This window comes from Methanolobus halotolerans (assembly GCF_004745425.1).
GTDB classification, from domain to species: domain Archaea; phylum Halobacteriota; class Methanosarcinia; order Methanosarcinales; family Methanosarcinaceae; genus Methanolobus; species Methanolobus halotolerans.
On sequence record NZ_PGGK01000004.1, the window covers coordinates 13,190 to 36,711 of the forward strand.

Consider the following 23,522-nt stretch of genomic DNA (forward strand, 5'->3'; position numbering starts at 1 on the left):
CTGTAAAAAATAAAGAATTAGTTACAGCCACACTCAAAATCAAAACCAAGCAGGAATGTACCAGTGCCGTGTATGTTCTGAAGTCCCAGCCTTTCCTTGATATATTCATCACTGGGCGGAGAAGGTGAAGCAAGTGTTGCGTTACAAACCTCGGGAAGCTCTTCAACCTCCGAACATGTTTTTGGAGGGAGAACAACTATAAGAGGATTCATTTTGCCATCCACACGTTTCAGTACACTTATATCGTAAATAACAATATTACCTATTACAAGGTTGGTTTTGCAGGTTTTGAACTCTTCAAGCTTTGCCTCGTCCTCTATATCCTCACCGACAACGCAACCCTCATGCATCAGGATAACGTTTGGTCCGGCAGGCCATTTGAAATCCATATTTGTAGTGAAGGCAAATATGACATCGTTATTCAGGACCTGTTTAACACCTTTATTGTCTCCTCTCCCAAGACCCATGAGAGTCATCTCATCAGCCTTCTTTTCAAGTTCCCTTATAGTCTCACGGTCCTCTTCTGTCAGAATAAGGGCATCACCCACACCTTGTATTTTTTCCATACAAGAACTTACCTGTTCAATTATATCATCGCGCTGCATGATCAACCCTCGTACCTTAAGCATAGTTGACAAAATTTAATGATTCCTGAATTAATATTTATGTATATTTAAGTATGGCGGGCGCTTGCCAAAATAGATAAGCATCCGGCCTATATCAAAGGACCAGCCTCAGAAAACCTACTTTCGGTTCATAGATATGACCTCTTGAAAGAAGGGAACGCACAGCCGAATCCACAGCATCTACAGGCATATCCTTTGAATTAGCTTCCCTGACCAGTACTGAATACTCCAAACCTTTGCCTTCATTCATTCCCTCTAGAATGTGCAGTATCAGATCTTCTGCATCTGACTGGGACCCTGTCCGGGAAGAAAATCCTTTTTCAATCGTCACCAGAGCATTCCGGACATTCTCTTTCAGATCCTTCAGATAAGCCAGGTCCGTATGATAGTAATCCAATGCAAGGCAGATCCCCTCTCTGATATTAGAAGAAACATCTCCGCCAGACAGGAATTCAACGATCTCGGTCTCTTTCATATCCGATGAAAGAATATCCTCAAAGACATCCAGACGGTCAAGCGTCAGCCTTGCGGTCTCAACAACCCATCGATTACGGATATCTTCATTAGCATGGTTGATCTCCTCTGGACGGATGGAGACAAAAACCGAACCATCCCCGGGCTCATACGAACGGACCTTTCCGACTATCGTCACATATGATGGGACCTCAACAGTTGACAGGAACACAGATGCTTCCGGTTGATAGCTTCCCGAATATACTGTAAATGTGCCAGTGGGATCGGAGATACGTGCTTTCCACAGTTCCTTTTCCACACCTTTCTGGTTACCTATATCCTCTACCTCAGTTACAACTCCTGCTATGAAAAGACGGTTAACTTTAGCGCCTGCTTTAGTGACAAGGAAATTGGGGGAATGCAGGTCATGTTCACTCGATCGGTCATCACCCGGGCTGACCTGGAAGCGTGCATCATTGAATTCCCTGGCAAATAATCTGTGAGCCATCTCTCTTTCAGCCATCATTGATCACCTTCTCATCGATCCCTTCAATTAATGATCCGACCTTTTGCTTCAGGTCATAATCAGGATACCATGCAGACTTTGCTACAAGAGTCGCACCAAACTCGTTCCGTGAGGAGTTACCCCTCACTGCAATATATTTCCCGGTAAGTTTGTGCCTCATATCCTCGAATACCACATCCCGGGAGATCGAGTCAAGGACCATCTTTTCGGCCTCATACATGCTTTTACCATATATGGCCTCCGATAACCCACTATTCAGCATCACATGTACCGAACCTGTACCATCATCAAGAATTAATTTCATACGCATATCCGTAACACAATCCACCTGGCCATGAGCCCGGCAATTTGACTTTTGTGTTACCCGGTTACATACAGGACAACGCTCTATCATCCCTGAACCGGGCCTTACAGAAAGTATATCACCAATAACTATTATGTCGAACAAACCGTTATTTTCAAGGACCCTTGCAACAGACAATGGTTCAGGCACTTTACTTGCTGTTTCCAGAGTGAAAGGGACATCATATGGCTGTTCGACCAGTTCTATAGTCGTACCCTCATTGAAATTGATCGACGGAACTCCCCTGAAGACCCTGACTGCTGCATTTTCAAACCTGATAAAACTGCCTATATCAATACCTTTGAGTGGTATCCATGAAGTAAACGGGAGTTTGCCAGTCTCGTCTGCTAACACACCTTCGATTATAGTTTGCACCCTGCCTTTCAGAGAGACATCCCTGTGATACATCTCAATTATAACTACAAAGGAACTCGCAAGCACATCAACAGAAGATACATCCCGGAGTTTCTTAGGACCTGATAGAGATGACATATCGATTTCTTCCATGTAGTCGTCCGGTAACTTCTCTACTACCGAGCGTTTACCAAAATAAAGTTCTGTCCGGTTGTTCCACATCCTTACATATGCGTTCTTGATCCTTACAATATTTCCTGCTTTGAGAGACATATCATCCCAGCAGGTAAAAGAACATATTCCCGTAGTGTCACCAAAAGAACCGGAGAAAATGGTCCGGTGCTCATCTTTGACAACAACCTTTTTCTCTTCGATGTTTATGATGCGACCGATTATCTCAAATCCGCTCATTCCTGCGACCAGATCCCTTACATGAATAGCTGACGGGGATCTCAGCATGAATTTGTTGATTACGGTCCTTTTTGCTTCTTCCAGGGGAACCTTAAAACTCAGCAGTTTTTCCAGTTCCGCCCTTATCTCTTCCTTATATTCATTCCCAAGCGCCCTGCTTAATTCCTCTACATGGAGCGCAGTTCTCTCATCCATAATGATCTCCGTTTCAGAAAGAAGGTTAGTATGCTTTAGAATATCCGGTTATCAGCAATAAACATAACCAAACACTTGAAGTACACCAAATAATCCCTGGAAGAAAAATATATCAAGTATCAAACAGCACTTGTTCTGTGGAGTGGTGTTTGGAGAGAGTGTGCAGACACTACCTTCATGAATGGAGGTAAGATCAATGCCAAAACTTGCAATAGTATACTTAAGTACCCAGGGGAATACAAAGATGATGGCCGAGGCCATCGCAGAAGGTGCAACGGAACGTCACGTGGATGTGAAGACAGAGAATTTCTACGAATGGGACCCCAGGGATGCGGCGCAATATGACGCCATTGCGATTGGTTCTTCAACTTTTTATTATACAATGCTTGAGCCTATAGCGAAGTTCATTGACAAACTTGTTGAGGCCGGAGTCAAAGGTAAGTTAGGGGCAGCTTTCGGATCCTATGGATGGAGCGGAGAAGCGCCTGTAAAGATTGCCGAGAAACTGCGTCAGGGAGGGATGGAAGTGATCGACCCGGTGCTGAGGATCCAGCACAGGCCGACAGAAAAAGACCTCTTTGAGTGCAACCGCCTTGGAAAGGACCTTGCTGAGAAGATGAAACACAGGTGATCCCCCCCCTGATGCCCGATCCCTGAAACCAGGTTATGAGAAAATAACCAACATGATAGCCGATTATATTTAGCATGGGATAAATATGTATTAAATGCATATATTGAACACTGATATAAGATTAAACATATTTATATATCTTATTTACCAATTAACTTATATACAATGCTCCATTAGATGAAGTAAGTTTAATAGAGGGATATTTATGACAATAATACCATTTGCACCCATTGAAAGGGTAATAAGGAATGCTGGTGCTCAGAGAGTGAGCGAATCAGCCGCTATAGCCCTTACAGAGATACTTGAGTCATACGGGCTAGAGATATCAAGAGAAGCGATCAAACTGGCAGACCACGCCGGAAGGAAAACCGTAAAGTCAGAAGATATCAAACTCGCAAAAGAGATGCTTGACAAATAAGTGCTCAACTCTTGCTTTATATGGTTCTGGAATCAGGCACACCTTTTTTGCCTGTAAATCCTAGATATCCGGGCGATAATTAGAGTTAGCAATAATTGAGAGAGATATTGTCAGATATTGGATATATTTGCTATTTTTGTCTCATATATGGCGGTTTGATAGGTTTTTTACAGAGCTCTTTTTTCTGAATTTATATATTGCCTGATAAAAGGTCAATTACACTTATACCCGTCACTGTAACAAAGCTGACTATCAGACCCGCTACCATAACACCTGCAAGTACTGCAGGAAAAGCATGCTTGAATCGTATCCCGAAAACAAAGGCTGCTGCGCAACCAGTCCATGCACCTGTTACCGGAAGGGGAATTGCTACGAAAAGTGTCAGTGCAAGAATACCATACTTCTCAAATCTTTCAGTATGATTGCGACGGGTACGTTCGAACAGCCATGAGAAAAACATGTCGAATAACCGGTACTTCCTAAGATAAGTGGAAACAGGCTCAAGGAAAAGGAGCAGAGGGATGACAGGCAGCATATTCCCCAGCACGGCAAGTAAATATGCAGATGCAGGGCTCATCCCGTATACTCCTATAGCAACCGGAATTGCACCTCTTAGCTCGGCGACCGGCAAGGTGCTGATGATTATCGTTGCCAGCCAGTCGGGAACAGAACTCAGCAATTCAAGAAGCTGATGTTCAAAGGGCATTACTGCTCCGTCCCGGATAGTGCAAAGTGAGCAAGGAGCGATTCAAGCTGGATTCTCTCATTGGCACCTTCGGTCAGCCTGAAATCAACCTCGGCGATGATATCCACAAGCTCGACCATTTTCCTCTCAGGTATGCCCATATCGAACATAGCCCTGTATATCTGACCGACCACATCCTCGCCTGAAAGTCCCTGTATTAGTAGAAAGCTGTCCAGATGCTTTCTTGCAGCTGTGAAATTGCCTGAAAGGGCTGTTTCGATCAGTTCACGGACCTGCTCCGGACGTGCTGTCGCCGTGATCTTATAAATGGCGTCCTTGTGGATCGTATCGACAATCAATGCAGCAGCCTGAAGAGCATTAATGGCTTTTCTCATATCCCCCTGAGCCACGTATTTGATGGCATCCACACCGTCCTCGGCAATATCCAGCCCCTCATTGGCAGCCACAAAACGCACACGTCCAGCAACGGCTTCGTCGGAAAGGGGGCGGAACCTGTATACAGCGCACCTTGACTGTATAGGTTCTATTATCTTTGACGAATAGTTACATGAAAGAATAAAACGACAATTATTGGTATAACGCTCCATGGTTCGCCTGAGGGCCGACTGGGCATCCGACGTCAGCGCATCGGCCTCATCCAGGAAGATTATCTTGAAATCAGCCCCACCGATAGGAGAGGTCTTCGCGAAATTCTTGATCTTGGTCCTTACAATATCTATTCCACGCTCATCAGAAGCATTCAGCTCTGTGAAATTCTCCCGCCACGATTCAGCAAAGAGCTCACGTGCAATCGACACAGCAGTAGCAGTCTTTCCCACACCAGGAGGACCGGAGAACAAAAGATGAGGCAGATTCCTTGTTTTAATATAGGATCTTAACCTTTCAACGGTCTCACTCTGACCTACCACATCATCAAGTTTAAAAGGCCTGTACTTCTCAATCCATATCTCTTCTTTAATTTCTAACCCTCCGGCTGGAAAAAATAGTATTTGGTGGAATAAATAGGTAAGCGTTATTTTTTAACTTTTCGTATACAATAAAAGTAACATGTTTTTTGGCAGGTGCCCTTGTGACACCTGCCTCAAAATGTGTTTATTTATATATCAGTCTGTAGGCATAAGTACCTATCAAAGGAAGCTTGAACTTCATACCCCTGTATGCCAGGAAGGCAAGCAGAAGTACAAGGAACATAGATGGGAATCCCATGAAATCGGCTATGATCCATCCTACATAAGGAATCCATGCCACCAGGAGGACTATCAGGGACAATGGAAGAAACACCATGACAGACTGCATTGCATGGAACCTGACGAACTTGTTATCCTGCTCGATCAGCAAAATAAGAATGCCGGTTATCCAGAATCCCACATAGCACAAAGCTGCAACTATATTCTCATCAAGACCCAGTTTTGTATCATATGCCATTATATCACCTCGCCTCTATGGTATTCTGAGGACATTTCTCCACACATATCCCGCAGGCCGTACATTTATCCTGGTCAATGACAGCGATGAAGTCCGTGACCTTGATAGCATCTTCAGGACAGTTCTTCTCACATATCTTACAGCCTATGCATCCCACGGCACAGACTGCCTTTACAGCTTTTCCTTTATCCCTGGACATACAACGTACATGTACCTTTTCGGATTCCTTTGCAAAAACGATTATATCGTTCGGACATGAAGCTATACAGAGTCCACAGCTGGTACACAGGTTCTTATTCACATGCGGCAGACGGTCTTCACCTATAGTGATAGCATCGAATGGACAGGCCCGTACGCAGGTACCGCGGCCCATACAACCGTAATTACAACCTTTCTCACCGTCAGAGAGCATCATAACTGCCTTGCAATCCTCAAAGCCGACGTACTCAAAACGATCGACACAGTTTAGGCCACCGTTGCACCTGATGAGAGGATATTCAACCTCACCCTCACCGACCTCTTGTCCAACAATACCACCGATCTCTTTTGCAACATCGAAGCCCCCTACAGGACAACCGGTGATCGGAGCATCTTCATTGACAACACGTTCTGCAAAGTCAGCACACCCGGCAAAGCCACATGCTCCACAATTGGCACCCGGAAGAACGTCAATTATCTCCTCTACAAGAGGGTTAGTTTCTACCTTGAACTTCCTGGATGCAACTATAAGCATTATGCCGACTGCAAGACCAAGACCTCCCAGTATGGCCATTGATTCTATAAGGAAAGTGCTAAGAGTACTCATATAGGTATCACCCAGAAATAATTGACAAAGGCAAGTGACAGCATCGTTGCTACGAAGAATGCCTGTGGCAGACCCCTTATAGATGAAGGAACGTGAACGAAGGTCGAGCGCTCCCTGATAGAAGCCATCATGAGCATGACAATCGTATATCCTATACCTGCAGCAACACCGAATACAACGCTCTGTATGAAATTATATTCAGATAGAACATTGAGCAACACTACACCCAGCACCGCACAATTTGTTGTGATAAGCGGCAGAAAGATACCTAGTGAGCGATATAAGCTTGGAATATTCTTCCTGACAACGAATTCCACTAACTGTACAAGCGCAGCAATGACCACGATGAAACTTATCAGGTTAAGGAATTCCATACTACGTGGCACAAGAATGTAAGTGTAAATCATATACGAAGCAGTCGCAGCCATCGTCATGACAAAAATTACTGCCCCTGACATTCCTGCAGCACTTTTGAAATCCTTGGTCACTCCTACAAAGGAACACAGTCCAAGGAACTGAATGATCAGGAAGTTCTTAATGAACACTCCTTCCATGAATATTGCAAATAAAGCCTTTTCTACCATTTTAACCACCTTTTGCTCTTTTTTTTGCCCTCTGGTAATTCACTATAGCCATCAGAACACCTATTGTAAGGAACGCACCCGGCGGCAGGATCATGGTGGTCACGGAAGGGTTTACCGGAAGTGACAGAAGTGTGTAACCAAATGTTACTATCTGCCCGGTTCCCAGAATTTCCCTTATCCCGCCTATGAGCATCAGTACCAGCAGGAAACCTGTGGAGATACCAAGCGCATCTATGAAAGAGTAAAAGACATTGTTCTTGTTGGCGAATGCTTCGGCACGCCCTATGATTACACAGTTGACGACTATAAGGGGAATAAAAACACCCAGTGCCGCATACATGGGCGGGAAATAGGCTTCCATGATCATATCTACAATAGACACAAATGTCGCTATGACTATAATGAAGATCGGAAGTCTTACAGCCGCAGGTATCTGTTTTCTCAGACTTGAAATGAAGATGTTTGCACAAACAAGTACAAAAGCCGTCCCTGCAGACATTCCAATTGCATTCTCAACTGATGTCGTCACAGCCAGTGCCGGACAGAGGCCTAACACCAGCCCAAAGATAGGATTATCCCTTGTAATTCCACGAATATATTCACTTAACGGATCCATATGTATCACCTAAGCCTCTGTATCCTCTATTTCTTCGATCTTTGAGTCCATTGCATTAACAACCGCCCTTGAAGAGACAGTGGCACCGGTAATGGCATCTATGGACCCTCCATCCCGGGACAGATCAAGTTCCGACACAGGAACACCCTGGAACTGACTTCTGAAATCATTTGTGGTTATCTTTGCTCCCAGACCGGGAGTTTCCTCATGCCTTATAATATCCATTCCCAATACGTTCGAGAAGGAAGAATCGACTGCCCCTGCAACCATGATAGGCCCTCCATAGCCCGTCTGCTCATGGAAAAAGGCATATGCTACCACATTACCTGATTCGTCCAGCGCCCGGTAATAGAGGATATCCCTCTGACCATCCTCACCGACGGCTTGTGTTCCTTCGACCGGCTCGAATTCCTGGGCGTCGGGTATGAGCTCTTGCAGAATCTCTTCCTGGGCAGCCTGAATGTTCTTTTCCAGCTGCTCCTGGGTAGGAATATAGGTTATCCCGAGTAAAAGGGCTGCAATTACAGATATGATCACGAGTTTTCCAATGACGATAGCAGTCGTCCTATTTGAGTCAGTCATCTGACACCACCTCTGACCTCAGGCCAGGAGGAAGTCTGGCTACTACACGTTTATAGGAACGCTCAAGTAATGACTCCTGACCAAAACTTCCGGGAATGGTCCTTGATTCAAGGAATGAGGCTATACCGTTAGCAAGGAAAATACCGTATAGAGTTCCATCCACATAATTGCCGAAGTAACCGTAAATAGAAACAAGCACACCACAACCTACACCGTAGATCAGACGGCCTGCTTTTGTGATCGGGGTTGTTGGCGAATCCGTGGAAAGGAACAGAATACCAAAGATAACCACACCTATCATCGCATAAGATAACTCTTCTGTTAATTCCAGGAAAGTAAACATTGTCGCCAGGTATAGCAGTGGGTTCAACACACCTTCCTGCACAAGTTGCACGATCTCGGTAACAAAGGCTATGGCCTGGTTGAAAAAGAACACTGTCAGGAAAAACGTCAGTGGTACTCTCCATTCTACGTATCTTTTATAGATAAGATATACTCCGCCTATCAGAGCAATTGGGGATACACCCACAAGCAGGCCAGCACCGCTCTCCAGCAGAATGTCTGAAACCGGACCGATATGCGGTATGGATGCAGGCGTCATGAAACCTGACCAGGCACTCCTGACAAATACCCATGAGACCAGTACAGGGTTGAAAATGTAGGAACCGATACCTCCAAAAGCGTGCTTGCCAATGGCAATGGCAAAGAACCCGCCTACCACAGGCAGCCATATGGGAGCTTCCGGCGGAGTCAACAGAGCGAACATAAGCCCGATCATCGCAGCATGGCCATCTTTTACTGTGACATTCTGTTTGAATATCATCTGTATGCCGTACTCTGTTAGAACTGCTGCGATCACTGCTGCCAGTATGATCTCCAGGGCCGGTATTCCGAAGAAATATATCGCTATAAGACTAACGGGGACCAGAGCCACAATTTTACTCCAGTTCATCGAACTGAAAGTGATCCTTTCTTTTTTATGAGGAGGAGCTGAAATCGTATAAGCCATATCACTCACCTCCGCAACAACCAAGTTTGAGATTTGACGATTCCTTGGGTGCAGCATCAGCATAAGCTCCTTCTATCGCATTCTTTGCATACCTGATAAGCTGCAGTACATGTATCTTAGAGGGGCAGACCACAGCACACCTACCACACTCAATACAGTTCTCTATGTGCATCTGCCGACATTCGTCAAAACGACCCTGGTCGGCCAGAACAGTAAGTCTGCTGGGTACAAGGGATACCGGACATATATCCACGCAGCGCGCACAGTGTATACATGCAAGGGACTCATCCCGGAGGACCTCTTCCTTTGTAAGAAGGGTTATCCTTGTAGTGCCCTTGGTCACAGGCACTTCATCAGTATATTGTGCAACACCTGTAATCACGCCATTCGCAACGATCTTTGCGACCTCTCCCTCAGAGTTGCAGGATTCTATAATATCTTTAAAAGGAGTGCCTATTCTTATGAGCATATATTCAGGGCAGTCCACCGTACCTTCAACAGTGATAACTGTTTCATAGTATGGCCTTCCTTCGTATACTGCATCATATAATGCTTTCGCTGATTTGATACTGCATACCGCAACACCCACATCCGTAGGATCACAGCCGATCCCGACCTTGCGGCCTGTCACATTATATGTAAAAAAGTTAAGGATCTTTTTTCCATAGATACGTTTCTGAGAAGCTACTATAATATTAGAATCCTGATCTCTGAAGTAATAACCTAAACGGCGTTTTCCTACGAGAGGTGCCACTTTCAGAGCCTTCCCATTGACTTCAACATCCTCAAAAGCCTCGATGGACTCCTTATCATCCTTTCGGACTATTATCGCACCCTTTGATGCCCCTGCAGCCTTCATCAGGAGTTTGAGGGCATCCATCATCTGGGAAGCATACTCCTTGGGAGTCTTGTATTTGCCACCAATCCATTCGGACGCGGTGGAGTTTATAAGGACAATATCTATTTTTTTGTCCTCTGGCATGAGGACTGTATGTGTTGGTGCACCATAATGCTCAACAATGCCGGCCTCCTGCATCAGACTGATCAGTTTTTCCTGTGAGGTGTTCTCCGTTGGAACGAAATCCACAGTCTCCATGGATTCCGTGGTCTGTATGATCACACTTAGAACTTTGTTACCATTGGGATGTGGTGCATTCTCTATCGCCAGAACCTCTCCGCAGACACTTGAGTGGACATCGGAAGAATAATAAGAGACGGATCTGCCGATCTTCTGGCCTATGAGCACCTGATCACCTTTCTTTACAAGAGGTTCGCAAATCGTACCCAGATGTTGCTTTAATGGGATTATAACTTTTTGGGGGATTTTCTTCAATCTTTTACTTTCCACGATGATCACCTCAGAATGCCGGCTCCCTTTCTACCTCAGTGGGTCTCTGATCGGGTATCGACACACTTATTTCATTCCCGGTAAAGTCGCCGTCCGCTCCGGCGGGATCGGTTTGATATCCCAGTGCTTGCCAGTCGATCTCAGTGGCTGTGATGCCGTGACAGTCTGCACACGCAAGTGGTTCTGCCAGTCCTACGGTCGAGCCTGCAACATTATGGCTTACAGGGAAGTACATTTCCACATGTCTGAGCACTGCATTCGGATAATCTGCCTCACCGTCGCCATCTGCATCGAACGAACGCATCTCTTCTACCGTGACAGAACCATCATTGTCCTCATCTGCTCTCTGCACATGTGCAGGCAGGATCGGGTCGCCGACTGCAGAACTGGCATTTGGATCTGCAAATACTGCCGGGTCCGTACCTTCATCCCACCAGATTCCGGTTATTACATTGTAGGGCCTCAATATCGCGTTTTCAGAATCCATACTGTCATTACGGGGTAGCTGATCGTAATAAGTACCATTGTACCATGCAAGAACAGGTGTGAACTGCGAATCATGGGTCACCGTTTCCATTATGCCGTTGGCCCAGCTAAATCCACTTATAGGTGTCTCGTCGGATATCTCGCCACCCGGAAGAGCAGGTATGTGACAGGATTCACAGCTTACTGTTTCAAGGTGCCCATCGACCATTGCACCATGAGATATACCCTCATGGCAGCCAGAAGAATCACAACTTCTTATTTCCCCTTCAAACGCATCATGCATATTATCAGGAGCATTAAGCAGATATTTACGCCCAATCTGGTGGTCTTCAGTAACATGACATTCATAACAGTTGACATCTGCATGGACATCATACTGACCATGTTCAGGAGAAGTCCATGTGACAGCTGTTGTGGAAACCTCGCTTATATGACAGTTAGCGCACAACTCCTGCCGCGGAGCACCGTTCACATCATCATGTATCTCCGTAACTATGGGAAGCGGTGTCAACACATCGAGCATATAGCTCAAGACATAAATGGAATCCTGCTGTGCGTGTGTCCTTGCATCATCAAGTGCAGCGTTAGTGGCCATTCCAAAGTTACCTGCACTTATGACTTCTGAACGTTCATGATAATCATAAAGACCGTTCTGCTCATGACATATCATACAGTCTATGTCAAGACCATAATCTGCCATGTATCCACCGCCCGGGTGCACCTGACCATATGTTGTTGCCAGATCCTCTCCTTCAAGGCTGCCGGCATCAACGCCATGTTCCATAATAGAAGTCCATGGAGCAAGGTCTTGTTGCACATGATACGACTCGGAAACCTCATCATACATACCGATATGACAGCCACCACAAGAACTATCAGACCACTCCTGCTGAGTCATGTAATGCTCTGCAAAAACCTCATTACCACTATAACCTGCATAAGCATTCACACCCGCTGCAGCAAACATCAAAACCAGGACCCCTATAAGAATTACATTTAACTTATCCATAGTTAACGTTCCTGTTCTTTTTTGCTCTCGATTTCTTCGAGCTGCTTGATAACGATTACAATAATATTCCTCAGGTTCTGCTCGTGGAGTATTCTCATGTCATCTGATACGTATTTACTGATCTCGAATGACTTACGGACGACTCTTACATTAAAATCGAAGACTCTGTCAAGCAGTCCTTTTTTCGGAGATTCGCCAAGAAAGTCCACGTCCATGTGATTGCCAAGAACATTTGCCTTAAGTTCGATCTTATCAAGAAGCGAGTCCGGCTTGACATAAATGATATGATGCTTCACAAAACCAAAATGCTTCTCTATACCCCTCCAGCCATACTCTTCCATTAACTGATGAAGGGCGACTATCAGGTACTTGTCCTTACTAGAACCACCTCCCGTGTCTTTTTTTATAGTGGGGTTGCTCATAATATTACTTCCTTCAAACAAATAAGATAATGAAATATACCGGAAACATCTTTCCTTCTGTTGTACCGCTGTACATAAATATCAATTATCTCCTTTCATACGACATGATGTATAAAACTGTTGCCGTTGTCCTGATAGCGGTTTTCACAGTATTATTAATGATAAATTATGCACCCGGGACAGCAGAAGATGAGGAGGAGACCGGACACTTATATTCGACAACCAGAATCCTGATGGATACAACTGTGACAATAAGCGTCTTAAGTTCCGGGGAGGACGAGGCCCGGGCATCAATAGAAAAGGCCTTTGAAAAGATACAGTATGTAGACAATCTGATGAATAACTACGAAAACAGCAGTGAACTCAGTTTGCTGAATGAGCAGGGGACTCTCAACAACACCAACCCTGATCTTATATATGTAATTAACAAGTCGAAGTATTATTCAGAAAGCAGCCAGGGAGCATTTGATATTTCAATATTCCCGATACTTGAACTATGGAAAAGCAAGTTCAGCCCGGGCGGCACATACGAAGCCCCAACTGAAGAAGAGATCAACGAAACACTTGAACTCGTCGATTATTCATCCATCCGAATAGAGGACAGCAATATCACTCTTGATAAAGAAGGTATGATGCTTACACTCGGAGGAGTTGCCAAGGGTTATGCAGTTGACCTGGCAATCAGGTCTTTGCGCGATGACGGCGTTGAAGCGGGATTTGTCAATGCCGGTGGTGACGGAAAATATATAGGACATAAACAGGTAGGAGTGCCCTGGAAGGTAGGCCTGCAGAACCCAGACAGGACAGAAGAAGCAATCGTAGTAATGGAGATGGAAGATATGGCAGTTGCCACAAGCGGGAACTATGAGCGTTATTTCAATGATGCTGCCAAAGTTTCGCACATCTCGGACCCGCGCACAGGATACCCCTCACAGGATCTGATCAGTGTAACTGTCATAACAGAAAGTGCAATGGATGCTGATGCCTTTGCCACAGCAGTGTTCGTAATGGGAGAAGATGACGGGCTGGAGATGGTAGAGAGACTGGACGGAGTCGAATGTCTGATAATAACATCCGACAAAAGACTGATTCGCTCCGGCGGATTTGCGGAATACGAAAGCATCTGACACAACAGTATCGACTGCGGTCACCAGGGATGACATGCACAGGTCATCCCAGCCTTACTTCATGTAATACTTCATAAACTGGCCCTTCGGGCGTAAGAGTACTTTTTTTGAGCTTGATAGAGTTCACCTGCATGGTACCCACATCAACATCTTTCAGTTCATCAAGCAGCTGCATAAAATCCTCTTTTTTCTTTTTTGGAAGATATTTAACTCTTGCAAGAGTTGCATGCGCATTGAAAGGATGAAGATCTTTAGTAAACTGGAAAGGCGAGAGTGATTCTTCTATTGATCTATGTAATTGTTCAAAGTCACCCTCGCAACCAAGCCAGATAACTTTTGCAAAGCGAGGTTTTGGGAAAACACCCACCCCTTTAATCGATGTTTTGAACGGTTCACATGATATGGAATCAAGTGCCTTTGATATACTTTCGATCTTCTCTTCAGGAACTTCACCGAGAAATTTTATTGTAATATGTACAATATCCGGTTTTACGAATTTAAACTTGAAATCAGTAAATTTCGATTGAATATCTGCGATATTAGAGTGCAACTCCTCCGGCAGATCCACTGCTACAAAAACTCTCACCAAACGATCACCAAATATCATTTAATCTAGGAATTTAAATTGTTGACGCTACAGGCAAGTTTTTATTTATAATGAAGGTTATTATAATTACTATCTTGAATAATGGCATGCAAGAGGGGACATAATGGACAGTACCAAGACAATTCTGAAAACTGCAGTAAAACTTGCAGAAGATCTGGAGTCAACTGCTATAATAGTATCCGGGAATATCAGTCTTGAGGGTATCAGCACAGACATGCCCGTCTTTTTCAGTTCAAGAAGGTCAAAAAGCATAATTGACCATTTAGTATCCACCACTAAGCACAAAGAAGAAAAAATCAAAGGAATTGCTGACAGGGTTACACAGCAAGCCACTGGAAAGATCAATCACATAGAAGATATATCCGCTACCGAGTACATGCTGGGAGAACTGGAGGAGGGATTGGTGATAGGTATTATTGAAACGACCGATTCCATTGCCGTAATTGTTCATAATCTTGAAGATAACCAGCTAGTGAAGTCGTTGAAAACATGCGAGGAAAGACTGCCTTCGGAGTTAATGCGCTCGGTCCTGAGAATAGCTTTTGATATATCAAGCACCGGGCGCGAAGGTAAACCAATAGGCACGGCTTTTATTCTGGGAGATGTTGAAGAAGTGATGGTACGCTCTCACCAGATCATTCTCAATCCGTACGTCGGCCATAAGGATGAGGACCGGGACATTCTGAATAAGAAAAACTGGGAATCAGTTAAAGAATTTGCGCAGCTTGACGGTGTCTTCATAGTATCCGATGAAGGGAAAATGGAAGCTGCAGGAAGATATCTGGATATTGATGCAAGAGATATCCGACTGGACAAGGGACTTGGCGGTCGACATGTATCGGCTGCTGCTATTACAAGGGACACCGTAGCCATAGCAATAACAGTTTCGGAATCTGGCGGACTTATTCACGTGTACATGGATGGAAAAGAGCTGATGTCCATAGAGTCCACTGAAAGGGCAATGTGCTGCAATAATGTCAAAAAAGGATGTCAAAACCACTAAAAAAAAAGTTGTGCCGGCAAGGAGCCGGAACTTTATATCTATATCCGTTCTGTTTTAGTAGGGAATCTTTATCTTACCCACTTCATCCATGATCAATGCAATTGCTGTGTAGAGTGAAGCAAGACCAAGCAGAAGGGTTATTATTCCCGCTACCATTCCACCGACAAGAGCAATGCTGAAGAAAGTAAGATCCAGCAATATGAAGGTCACTATTATTGCCTTTACACCGATCTTAAAGGTCACGATTGTCAGCAGGGTTGCTATGATACCCCAGATTATCAGGTACCAGAAATTAGCAGCGACGCTAATTGGATCCATTACACCGCCAAATATGCCTATTGTTGTGGCTATCTGGATAAATGCCCATGAGAACCAGAACAATGCGAACGCACCGAAAGCAGATGCACCAAATGTGTCACCTTTTCTCCAGAGTTCGATACTGGCAAACAGCTGAGCAAAACCACCCAGGAATATAGCTGTTGAAACTACCATTACAGCATCAGCAAATACTCCCATGATCAATAATCCAAGGAATGTTGCTGCAAATCCAAGACCAAAGAAGCCCAGTGGTGCCGGACTTGCGGTCGTATCTTTTATAATTACTTCTCCATCCATAGTTAATCACTTCCCTAACATAGATTTTAATAATTGTAAACCAATTCAATATTTTAATTAGTCAATATAACTGACATTTAAGGCTCCAAAATCTAATAGCCAAATAATTCATGATTGTAACTTTTTCAAATATATATTATCAGGTTTTACCAATGCTACCGTTTTCACCTCCTGATAATGACTTTGGCAAAGAGGTATATATCATTTTTGATTATGAATAAATATGAAAAAGGATAATAAAGCTTTTTTTGAGAATAAAAAGAATTTAAACGGTATAATATGATTTTAAAGTTGATATAATGCTTTTTTTGTGAAATAAACAGAAAATACAGACTTTTACCAAAAGATTAATATCACATTATAAAAATAAAAACTGAAAAGTGTCTTTTAACAACATTTGTGAATTGTTTATGCACAACCACTCCGAAATGTTTATTAAGTAGAAATAAATACAGATTTTTTTATTAAGACTCAGACACCAGATAAGAAAAGCATATTCAAGCATACTTTTTAAATCCAAATCCAAATGAATTACATTGAGGCATGCTCAAAAATATCAGACAGGTAGTTCTAAAGCCCGATCTTATTTTAAACCTTATATTTTAAACCTCAATAGTGCAGCAATGCCGCCAAGTGAAAGTAACTTATGCCCAGGTTCAAATATTGTACTAAAGATCACAAGATTCCCCCTGGAACGTTCAACCGACTGAAGAAAATTATCGATATCCCCTTTTTCCCTTTCCGTACGAAGGAATTCGTCGGCAACGAGCAAGGTTTCAATTGCTCCGAAATTCTGAGCGGACTTTACTTCATCAAATCCGTATGCGGCTTTTCCATCAGTAGATATCTCCCTGAGCAACTCATCCATAAGCCGGGATTCCCGGGCAATTCTGGACTCCTCCATTATCCTGTCAACAGCCCCCCTTTTCAATACTTCCTGAAAACCCGACATACCTACGGATGCTGTATCTTCGACTATAGCCCTTGAAGCCAGCTCCTGTTCTTTGGCAGTAAGATATTTCAGGAAATCTTCCTTTGTGAATCCGGGGCCTGCAACCACTATAGCTTCCGAACCGGAAGCTGCATGGACCAACTGGTCAGTTATCTCGTTGAAGAATACTTCCCTCAGGGTACCCTCTCCTTTTCCCGAAGACTGGGTAATATGAGAGTATAATTCTATACCGTAATGGCGCACAAGACCGATATCCGCATCCCCTTCCTCAACGGCAACAATGACAACCTTAGGATGCCTGGAGGAAGCTTCAGCTTCATCGATACGTTCAATCTGGTCCTTCTTCCATTTTTTGATAATAGAGACGTTGGTACCATCTTCTATATTAAGAGTGTGATAGGAACCTGCATCCATTCCATGCTCAATGACACCATGTATCCTCAATCTGTTGGAGAATCTGTGGAATTCCAGATCCTCTACTAATATACCAAGCCTGACATTTTTCTTCTCCACTTTTTCAGGCCTTATCTTATCGCTTGCCGAATCAGCTTTTCTCTTTGTCAGAGCAAAAACAAGGTCACCTTTCTCAATAATATACTTAAGATGCCACAGATCATCCAGGGTTTCGGGTGTGACGGCAATCTCACCTTCCCTTCCTTTCAGACTTCTTTTTGTAACGCGCATAGGATTACCTGTAAATAAATAAATAAATAAATAAATAAATAAATAAATACGGACGGCTTAACGATTACATCCGGCATTTAATCTACCGATCCACCATAACTGACACATCAGATCTTTATGTCAGATTCTCCCGGAGGAATCATCATCGCGATCTTATCAGGAGATGCTATTTGTTTGACGAAGTTGACTTCCTTTAACTTATCCACATATATTTTGTATATCTTTTTCGCTATATCGTTCTGGTTGAACTTCCCCGGAACAAGTTCCACCACATGCCTGCCATGCTCACTGACCGCTGACAGAGGACCGCCTATCACCCGGGTCTCAGCGCCAAGTTCCAGGGCTACAGCCGCACCAACCTGCACATCACGATAATAATTGCGTTCTCCCCTTATAGCAAAAGAACCTTTCTTCAGATATTCACCGGACTCCGGGGTCTTTGAAACCTGTTCAGGCCTGACCCAGTAACAGTCTCCGCTGAACTGCCCAGATTTCCAGATGCTTGAGTATGATACCACAAACTCTGCAGCTTCCTGAAGAGTCTGTTCTGATACTTCCCCGCCCTGAACCTTGATAACGGTCATGGGTGCTCCGGGAGCCTGAGTATGGAAAACTATGTCATTCTTGTCCATATACTTCTTAACGATCTCTTCATTGGTTTCGGCATCCCTTCCACCAACAACCAGAAAACCTTCGGAAGAGAAGAACCACCTGAAGCGATCATACCAGTGTTTCTTAAGCCGAGCCTTCTGTTTATTCGAGGGCTTCTTTTCCCTTTTTTGCATAGCAAGTTTTGTATCTTCTATGGCCTTCAAGGCACCTTCCTTCTTCCGGTTCAGTTTTTTGGCCTTGTCATAATGGAACTGGGCATTCTGAGGGATAGTCAGCCTCATGTCGATAGTAGCATTGGTACCATCAAGGTCGAGTACTACCTTCCCGGAAGCCGAATCAATGCTGACTATATTTTTTGCAGCAGGTAAAGTACCTTTTGCCTCTTTCAGTATCTTCCTGATCTCATCCCATGTATAGCCTTTTTGCCGGGCCTTATCGAGTACGGCGAGAACTTCTTCGATATCAACATAATGAGCATATATTTTCTCAGCTATTTGGACCTGCTTTTCAGCATCCTTTCCGAAATTCTCTATTGCTTCCTGTTGTTTCTTTAAACGTCTCTCAAAAACATCGGTCTTCTCCTTCTTTACCGACTCTACTACGCCCCTGACCTCTTCAGCAGCCTTTTTACCAAAGAACTCATCGAGAGCCTTGTTGAAGGACGGGAAGGAATCTTTTTCCAGGTCTGAGTACACACTGAGTTCAAAGGGTACAACATCGATGGGCTGAATCTCACCCTTTACATCCTTCTTCACGACACAAGGGCTCAGCTCCCCTTCCAGAAGAGGTGTGAACAGGCCTTTGAACGACCCGGCAAGAGCCGATATCTCATCATCGCCCAGTTCTTTAGCAGCAATGTTCTTTCCGACCCCTGACCTTAGGCATACTTCCTCAGCCAGTATCCCTCCAAGATTGAACCCTTTAGCGATAGTTCTTACAACATCCGAGTCAGACGAGGCAAATTCCTCCCTGAGATCATCCACTCCTGCATCCACCGGGCTGATCTGAGCTTCCGGGTATTGGTATACCTCACCACTGCGGATCCTCCTTCCCCTGAAGGTCACAGGCTTCATGGGAAGGATTATTTTCCTCTCCGCATCAAGCAGGACTATGTTGCCAGGGGAGAACAGTTCTGCAATCAGTATGGTATTTATTCCGCCACGCACCAGGCCTATCTCGATAATCCTGTCAAAATCATACTGTTTGATATAAGTTATACGTCCCGCCATGATATGCTTTCTGAGCAGCATTGGGAAGGACTGGGGCAGTTTGGGACTCGGGCGTATGTGTTCACTCAGATGTGCACGTTTACCGGCCTCAATTATAAAATTATCTCTTCCCTTGTTGAAAACGAATATACTGATACGCAGCTCCTCCGCTGCAGGCTGGTATATTTTACCGATCTTTGCATCTATGATAGAATTCTCACCTGAACTGAGTTCAAGCACTAGTGCAGCCACATCGGCACTTGTCATTTCCTTCTTCATGCGAGGAGTATAACGTAAACAGAGACTATAAGTTTTATGTCGCATAAGACCAATTAGGACTACGCGCCCAGAGTCGGCCAACCGGAGAACATGCACTTATGAATGAGAGAACACGGTCATTTCTTGTATCAAGATTCCAGGACTACTATTCGCAAGCCGAGCTGAAGCTGCCGCCGGAGTTCACATCAAGGGAATGGGGATTCCTGGAGTTCACTACCGGGGATACTTTCATGAGAAGACACAAAGAGTTCGGGTCGACCGGGGAACTGCACGACTACCTCAGAGGAATTGGTCCTGCCCATGCGTATTATTCCGTGGCTTACTACGAGTACCCCGGTGCCCCGAAGATGAAAGAGAAGAACTGGCTCAAGGCAGACCTGATATTCGATATAGACTCCGACCACCTGCCGGGAAAGATCAACTCATATGGGGATATGCTGGAAAAAGGAAAAAGAGAGACATTAAAGCTGCTGGATTTCCTCATAGACGACTTCGGCTTCAGTGAGAATGATGTGCATGCCGTGTTTTCCGGAGGAAGAGGGTACCATTTCCACATCAGTGATCCTTCGGTACTCCCGCTAAAAAGCCCGGAAAGGCGCGAGATAGTAGATTATATCAGCGGAAAGCTCAGTCCGGAGATGCACTACAATAAAGAATGGCTTGTCGGAGAACATGGGAGCGGCACAGATACATTCAAGGGAAAGACAACGGTTCCTTACAAGTACATTTTGAAAAACTATGATACAGGCTGGGGTAAAAGAATCGCACATTATATAGTGCAGTATCTGATAGCTGAGTCCGTAAAAGAGAACAAGAACATGTTCCGGGAGCTAAGGGAGCTCAAAGGGTTCGGGAAAAGCACTTCCAAAAGGTTCCAGGAACTTAAGAAAATATCGGAAAAGCCGGAGGTGCTCAGGAACATAGTTGATCACGGAAGACTGGATTTTGGTCACATCGATGATTTCCAGGATGTTGTCAGCCTGCTAATCAATCAGGCAGTGGAAAGATCAAAAGTCAATTTTGGCAGTACGCAGGTTGACGAACCTGTCACTGCAGATATTAAGCGCCTCATACGCCTGCCGGGGTCCCTTCACGGGAAATCCGGAATGAAAGTTACAGCACTGGGAATAGATGAGCTTGAAGCCTTCGAGCCCCTGAACGATGCAGTCATCTTCAGTGAAAAATCGGTAAAGATAAAAGTTATAAAACCATTTGCAGTTCAGATGAAAGGAAAAGACTTTGTACTGGAGGAAGGCATTCAGGAAGTCCCTGAATATGCCGCAGTCTACTTTATGTGCAGAGGTGTAGCAGAGTATGGATCGCACTGAACTTAAGAATACACTCCGTGAAGAAAGCAGTTCTTCAATAAAAGCAATCCACTCGGACTTCTTTCAGGAAGTTGCGGAATATGTAAAGGAGCTTGAGGAAGAAATAGTCCATATCGAGAACCCCAGGTCAGTGGAATCAAAGATGCTGGAGGATGAATTGCAGAGTGCGATGACGGATGTCGAAGTCATATTCATCCGCCGCCTGAAAAAGACAATAGTCAGCGCCACCACAACCGCCTTTTCCAATCGGGCCTCACAGGACATTAACAAACTCCTTCCCGAAGAAAGAAGAGTATACGATGCTGTGCTGTCAACAATAAATACCGCCCGCCAGGAGTTACTTGAACCCATACTTGATCCGCAGGCCGTCAGCAGGCTCAGAAAGAGCAAGGAAGAAAGTTCAGCTCGGGATAGCACGGACAATATCGACAGGCCTGAAGGACCGGAGAAGGGAAATAAAGGAGTAAATATCAAAACAGAAACTGGCATGGATGTGCGGGAAAAAGAAGCGATAGGCAAAAGTAATATAAATGAAGAATTCGTTGTTGTGCGAATACTAGATAACCTGCCCACTTTCAAGGCTATGGATAATCGAAATTACACACTACGTGCAGAAGACGTCGTTGTTTTACCTGCCCTGAACGCAAAAGGGCTTGTCAAACGCAATGTGGCACAGATAATCACAACTAATTAACTTAAAACTTATTCAAGGTGTAGATAATGAAGATCCCGAAGAGATTTAAAACATATTGCCCTTCATGTAAGAAGCACACGGAAGTCGTTGCAGAAAGAGTGAAGAAGGGAAAAGCATCGTCATTAACACATATCGAAAGGCAAAAGAAACGCCAGACAGGACTCGGTAACAGTGGGAAATTCTCAAAGGTGCCCGGAGGAGATAAACCCACCAAGAGAATATGGCTTAGATATAAATGCACAGAATGCAACAAGTCCCACCAGAGACCATGTTTCAGAGCAAAGAAGTTCGAATTCGCGGAGTGATATGAATGAACAAACCAAAGAGCAGATTCCTGCGTGTAAAATGCAATGACTGCGAGAACGAGCAGGTCATTTTCGGAAGTGCAAGCCGAAAGGTCACATGCCTTGTGTGCGGAAGGACACTTGCAGAGCCTACCGGCGGCAAATCAACAATAACAACACACATCCTTGAAGTTCTTGATTAAAGTGATTCATAATGGATAGAAACAATTGGCCCGAAAGCGGAGATTTCGTTGTATGTACCGTTAAGGACGTAACGGACTTTGGTGCATACACGACGCTCGAGGAGTATGATGGAAAGGAAGGGTTCATCCATATCTCCGAGATTAAGGCCGGATGGGTCAAGTATGTCAGGGACTACGTACGCGAAGGACAAAAGATCGTCTGTAAAGTCCTGAACGTGGATTCATCCAGAAGACATATAGACCTGTCACTTAAAGATGTGAACGAGCATCAAAGGCGTGCTAAGATCCAGGAATGGAAAAACGAGCAGAAAGCTTCCAAATGGCTCCAGTTCGTTGCAGAAGAAACAAATACCGACACCGAAGAGATGCAGGCCATCAGCCGGCAACTTGTGGAACACTTCGGCAGCCAGTATGCAGCTTTTGAAGAAGCTGCCATGGTCGGCATCAATGCCTTCAACGAGGTCAAGCTGAACCAGAAAATTGCCGACAGCATCGCCCAGATCGCCCAGAATAACATCAAACTGCCATTTGTAGATATCGCAGGTTATGTCGACCTTACATGCAGTCTTCCCGAAGGCATTGATGCGATAAAGACTGCCCTTGAAGCAGCTAACGAAGTAAAGGAAGATGAAGTACGTATTGACATCAGTTACACTGGTGCACCCAGATACAGAATAAAGGTTATCGCTCCGGATTATAAGAAAGCGGAAGCTGTGCTGAAGAAGTCTGCCGATATTGCCATTGAGACTATTGACGAACTTGGTGGAAAAGGCGAATTCCACAGACATAATGATGCTGTAAAGGCGTGATGTATTTTTGGGGTTGAAGATTCACAGGTGTAAGAGCTGCGGCAGATACACACTTGAAGAGAAATGCCCGGTGTGTGGCTCCCTGACAGTGGATCCACGACCGGCAAAATACTCTCCAAAGGACCCATATGGGAAATACCGGAGACTGGCCATAAAGGAAGAATGATC

General features: G+C 44.5%; 28 protein-coding genes. 10 read left to right on the plus strand and 18 right to left on the minus strand.

The window, feature by feature from the left end; all coding sequences use genetic code 11:
- Window positions 1–17: 17 nt before the first annotated feature.
- The 3 genes from CUN85_RS04610 to CUN85_RS04620 all read right to left on the minus strand — a co-directional run bounded on the left by CUN85_RS04610 (window position 18) and on the right by CUN85_RS04620 (window position 2,908).
- On the minus strand, window positions 18–605 hold the full coding sequence (locus tag CUN85_RS04610) for a hypothetical protein (RefSeq protein WP_135389163.1): 588 nt from the start codon (window positions 603–605) through the stop codon (window positions 18–20).
- Between the two features lie 115 nt (window positions 606–720).
- A complete protein-coding gene (locus tag CUN85_RS04615) occupies window positions 721–1,605 on the minus strand; it encodes an RPA family protein (protein ID WP_135389164.1) in 885 nt (294 codons plus the stop codon).
- Entirely contained in the window at window positions 1,595–2,908 is a 1,314-nt protein-coding gene (locus tag CUN85_RS04620; protein WP_135389165.1) for a Single-stranded DNA binding protein, read from the minus strand. Before CUN85_RS04620 ends, CUN85_RS04615 begins: the two co-directional genes overlap by 11 nt.
- A gap of 196 nt (window positions 2,909–3,104) precedes the next feature.
- On the opposite strand from CUN85_RS04620, the gene CUN85_RS04625 reads away from it, so the two are divergent.
- Window positions 3,105–3,539 carry a flavodoxin domain-containing protein gene (locus tag CUN85_RS04625; protein ID WP_135389166.1) on the plus strand — a complete coding sequence of 145 codons (435 nt, stop codon included), beginning with the start codon at window positions 3,105–3,107 and terminating at the stop codon, window positions 3,537–3,539.
- 205 nt (window positions 3,540–3,744) lie between these two features.
- The gene (locus CUN85_RS04630) at window positions 3,745–3,957 is read left to right on the plus strand and encodes a histone family protein (RefSeq protein WP_135389167.1); all 213 of its coding nucleotides are present in this window, start codon (window positions 3,745–3,747) and stop codon (window positions 3,955–3,957) included.
- A gap of 190 nt (window positions 3,958–4,147) precedes the next feature.
- Here CUN85_RS04630 and CUN85_RS04635 read toward each other — a convergent pair whose 3' ends face one another.
- The 11 genes from CUN85_RS04635 to CUN85_RS04685 form a co-directional block, all read right to left on the minus strand.
- Entirely contained in the window at window positions 4,148–4,663 is a 516-nt protein-coding gene (locus CUN85_RS04635; RefSeq protein WP_135389168.1) for a COG2426 family protein, read from the minus strand.
- Window positions 4,663–5,622 (minus strand): replication factor C small subunit, encoded by a 960-nt coding sequence (locus tag CUN85_RS04640; RefSeq protein ID WP_135389169.1) that lies wholly within the window; start codon window positions 5,620–5,622, stop codon window positions 4,663–4,665. Before CUN85_RS04640 ends, CUN85_RS04635 begins: the two co-directional genes overlap by 1 nt.
- 133 nt (window positions 5,623–5,755) lie before the next feature.
- Entirely contained in the window at window positions 5,756–6,088 is a 333-nt protein-coding gene (locus CUN85_RS04645) for a DUF4870 domain-containing protein (RefSeq protein ID WP_135389170.1), read from the minus strand.
- A 4-nt stretch (window positions 6,089–6,092) separates the two neighbouring features.
- On the minus strand, window positions 6,093–6,893 hold the full coding sequence (gene rnfB / locus CUN85_RS04650; RefSeq protein WP_135389171.1) for an Rnf electron transport complex subunit RnfB: 801 nt from the start codon (window positions 6,891–6,893) through the stop codon (window positions 6,093–6,095).
- Entirely contained in the window at window positions 6,890–7,477 is a 588-nt protein-coding gene (rnfA, locus tag CUN85_RS04655) for an Rnf electron transport complex subunit RnfA (RefSeq protein WP_135389172.1), read from the minus strand. Before rnfA ends, rnfB begins: the two co-directional genes overlap by 4 nt.
- A 1-nt stretch (window position 7,478) precedes the next feature.
- Window positions 7,479–8,093, minus strand: coding sequence for an Rnf electron transport complex subunit RnfE (gene rnfE, locus CUN85_RS04660; protein WP_135389173.1), 615 nt, complete (start codon window positions 8,091–8,093; stop codon window positions 7,479–7,481).
- A 9-nt stretch (window positions 8,094–8,102) separates the two neighbouring features.
- Window positions 8,103–8,675, minus strand: a complete 573-nt coding sequence (gene rnfG, locus CUN85_RS04665; protein WP_135389174.1) for an Rnf electron transport complex subunit RnfG — start codon at window positions 8,673–8,675, stop codon at window positions 8,103–8,105.
- Window positions 8,668–9,684, minus strand: a complete 1,017-nt coding sequence (gene rnfD / locus CUN85_RS04670; protein ID WP_135389175.1) for an Rnf electron transport complex subunit RnfD — start codon at window positions 9,682–9,684, stop codon at window positions 8,668–8,670. The genes rnfG and rnfD overlap by 8 nt, the downstream gene beginning before the upstream one ends.
- 1 nt (window position 9,685) lies before the next feature.
- Window positions 9,686–11,032, minus strand: coding sequence for an Rnf electron transport complex subunit RnfC (gene rnfC / locus CUN85_RS04675; protein WP_135389176.1), 1,347 nt, complete (start codon window positions 11,030–11,032; stop codon window positions 9,686–9,688).
- Window positions 11,033–11,042: 10 nt separating this feature from the next.
- Window positions 11,043–12,527: a methanogenesis multiheme c-type cytochrome gene (gene mmcA, locus CUN85_RS04680; RefSeq protein ID WP_135389177.1), complete on the minus strand. Its 1,485-nt coding sequence runs from the start codon at window positions 12,525–12,527 to the stop codon at window positions 11,043–11,045.
- Between the two features lie 2 nt (window positions 12,528–12,529).
- Window positions 12,530–12,949, minus strand: coding sequence for a hypothetical protein (locus CUN85_RS04685; RefSeq protein WP_135389178.1), 420 nt, complete (start codon window positions 12,947–12,949; stop codon window positions 12,530–12,532).
- A 104-nt stretch (window positions 12,950–13,053) separates the two neighbouring features.
- Between CUN85_RS04685 and CUN85_RS04690 the strand changes: the two genes are divergently transcribed.
- Window positions 13,054–14,076, plus strand: a complete 1,023-nt coding sequence (locus tag CUN85_RS04690; RefSeq protein ID WP_135389179.1) for an FAD:protein FMN transferase — start codon at window positions 13,054–13,056, stop codon at window positions 14,074–14,076.
- 43 nt (window positions 14,077–14,119) lie between these two features.
- Here CUN85_RS04690 and thpR read toward each other — a convergent pair whose 3' ends face one another.
- On the minus strand, window positions 14,120–14,662 hold the full coding sequence (gene thpR / locus CUN85_RS04695; protein ID WP_135389180.1) for an RNA 2',3'-cyclic phosphodiesterase: 543 nt from the start codon (window positions 14,660–14,662) through the stop codon (window positions 14,120–14,122).
- 124 nt (window positions 14,663–14,786) lie between these two features.
- Between thpR and CUN85_RS04700 the strand changes: the two genes are divergently transcribed.
- Complete coding sequence (locus CUN85_RS04700) at window positions 14,787–15,686, plus strand: DNA integrity scanning protein DisA nucleotide-binding domain protein (RefSeq protein WP_135389181.1); 900 nt, start codon at window positions 14,787–14,789, stop codon at window positions 15,684–15,686.
- A gap of 54 nt (window positions 15,687–15,740) precedes the next feature.
- On the opposite strand, the gene CUN85_RS04705 is transcribed toward CUN85_RS04700, so the two are convergent.
- From CUN85_RS04705 to rqcH, 3 genes are all read right to left on the minus strand, one after another.
- Complete coding sequence (locus CUN85_RS04705; RefSeq protein ID WP_135389182.1) at window positions 15,741–16,301, minus strand: acetate uptake transporter; 561 nt, start codon at window positions 16,299–16,301, stop codon at window positions 15,741–15,743.
- Window positions 16,302–16,896: 595 nt separating this feature from the next.
- Window positions 16,897–17,937 carry an mRNA surveillance protein pelota gene (locus tag CUN85_RS04710; protein WP_135389183.1) on the minus strand — a complete coding sequence of 347 codons (1,041 nt, stop codon included), beginning with the start codon at window positions 17,935–17,937 and terminating at the stop codon, window positions 16,897–16,899.
- A gap of 107 nt (window positions 17,938–18,044) precedes the next feature.
- Complete coding sequence (rqcH, locus tag CUN85_RS04715; RefSeq protein ID WP_135389184.1) at window positions 18,045–20,036, minus strand: ribosome rescue protein RqcH; 1,992 nt, start codon at window positions 20,034–20,036, stop codon at window positions 18,045–18,047.
- Window positions 20,037–20,134: 98 nt separating this feature from the next.
- Between rqcH and priS the strand changes: the two genes are divergently transcribed.
- The 6 genes from priS to CUN85_RS04745 are packed head-to-tail and all read left to right on the plus strand — an operon-like array spanning window position 20,135 to window position 23,520.
- On the plus strand, window positions 20,135–21,364 hold the full coding sequence (gene priS, locus CUN85_RS04720; protein WP_135389185.1) for a DNA primase catalytic subunit PriS: 1,230 nt from the start codon (window positions 20,135–20,137) through the stop codon (window positions 21,362–21,364).
- Complete coding sequence (locus CUN85_RS04725) at window positions 21,351–22,058, plus strand: hypothetical protein (protein WP_135389186.1); 708 nt, start codon at window positions 21,351–21,353, stop codon at window positions 22,056–22,058. The genes priS and CUN85_RS04725 overlap by 14 nt, the downstream gene beginning before the upstream one ends.
- Before the next feature lie 26 nt (window positions 22,059–22,084).
- Window positions 22,085–22,363: a 50S ribosomal protein L44e gene (locus CUN85_RS04730; RefSeq protein WP_135389187.1), complete on the plus strand. Its 279-nt coding sequence runs from the start codon at window positions 22,085–22,087 to the stop codon at window positions 22,361–22,363.
- Between the two features lie 5 nt (window positions 22,364–22,368).
- A complete protein-coding gene (locus tag CUN85_RS04735; protein ID WP_135389188.1) occupies window positions 22,369–22,545 on the plus strand; it encodes a 30S ribosomal protein S27e in 177 nt (58 codons plus the stop codon).
- A gap of 11 nt (window positions 22,546–22,556) precedes the next feature.
- Window positions 22,557–23,354 carry a translation initiation factor IF-2 subunit alpha gene (locus CUN85_RS04740; RefSeq protein WP_135389189.1) on the plus strand — a complete coding sequence of 266 codons (798 nt, stop codon included), beginning with the start codon at window positions 22,557–22,559 and terminating at the stop codon, window positions 23,352–23,354.
- Between the two features lie 7 nt (window positions 23,355–23,361).
- The gene (locus CUN85_RS04745) at window positions 23,362–23,520 is read left to right on the plus strand and encodes an RNA-protein complex protein Nop10 (RefSeq protein WP_135389190.1); all 159 of its coding nucleotides are present in this window, start codon (window positions 23,362–23,364) and stop codon (window positions 23,518–23,520) included.
- The last annotated feature ends 2 nt before the right edge of the window (window positions 23,521–23,522 follow it).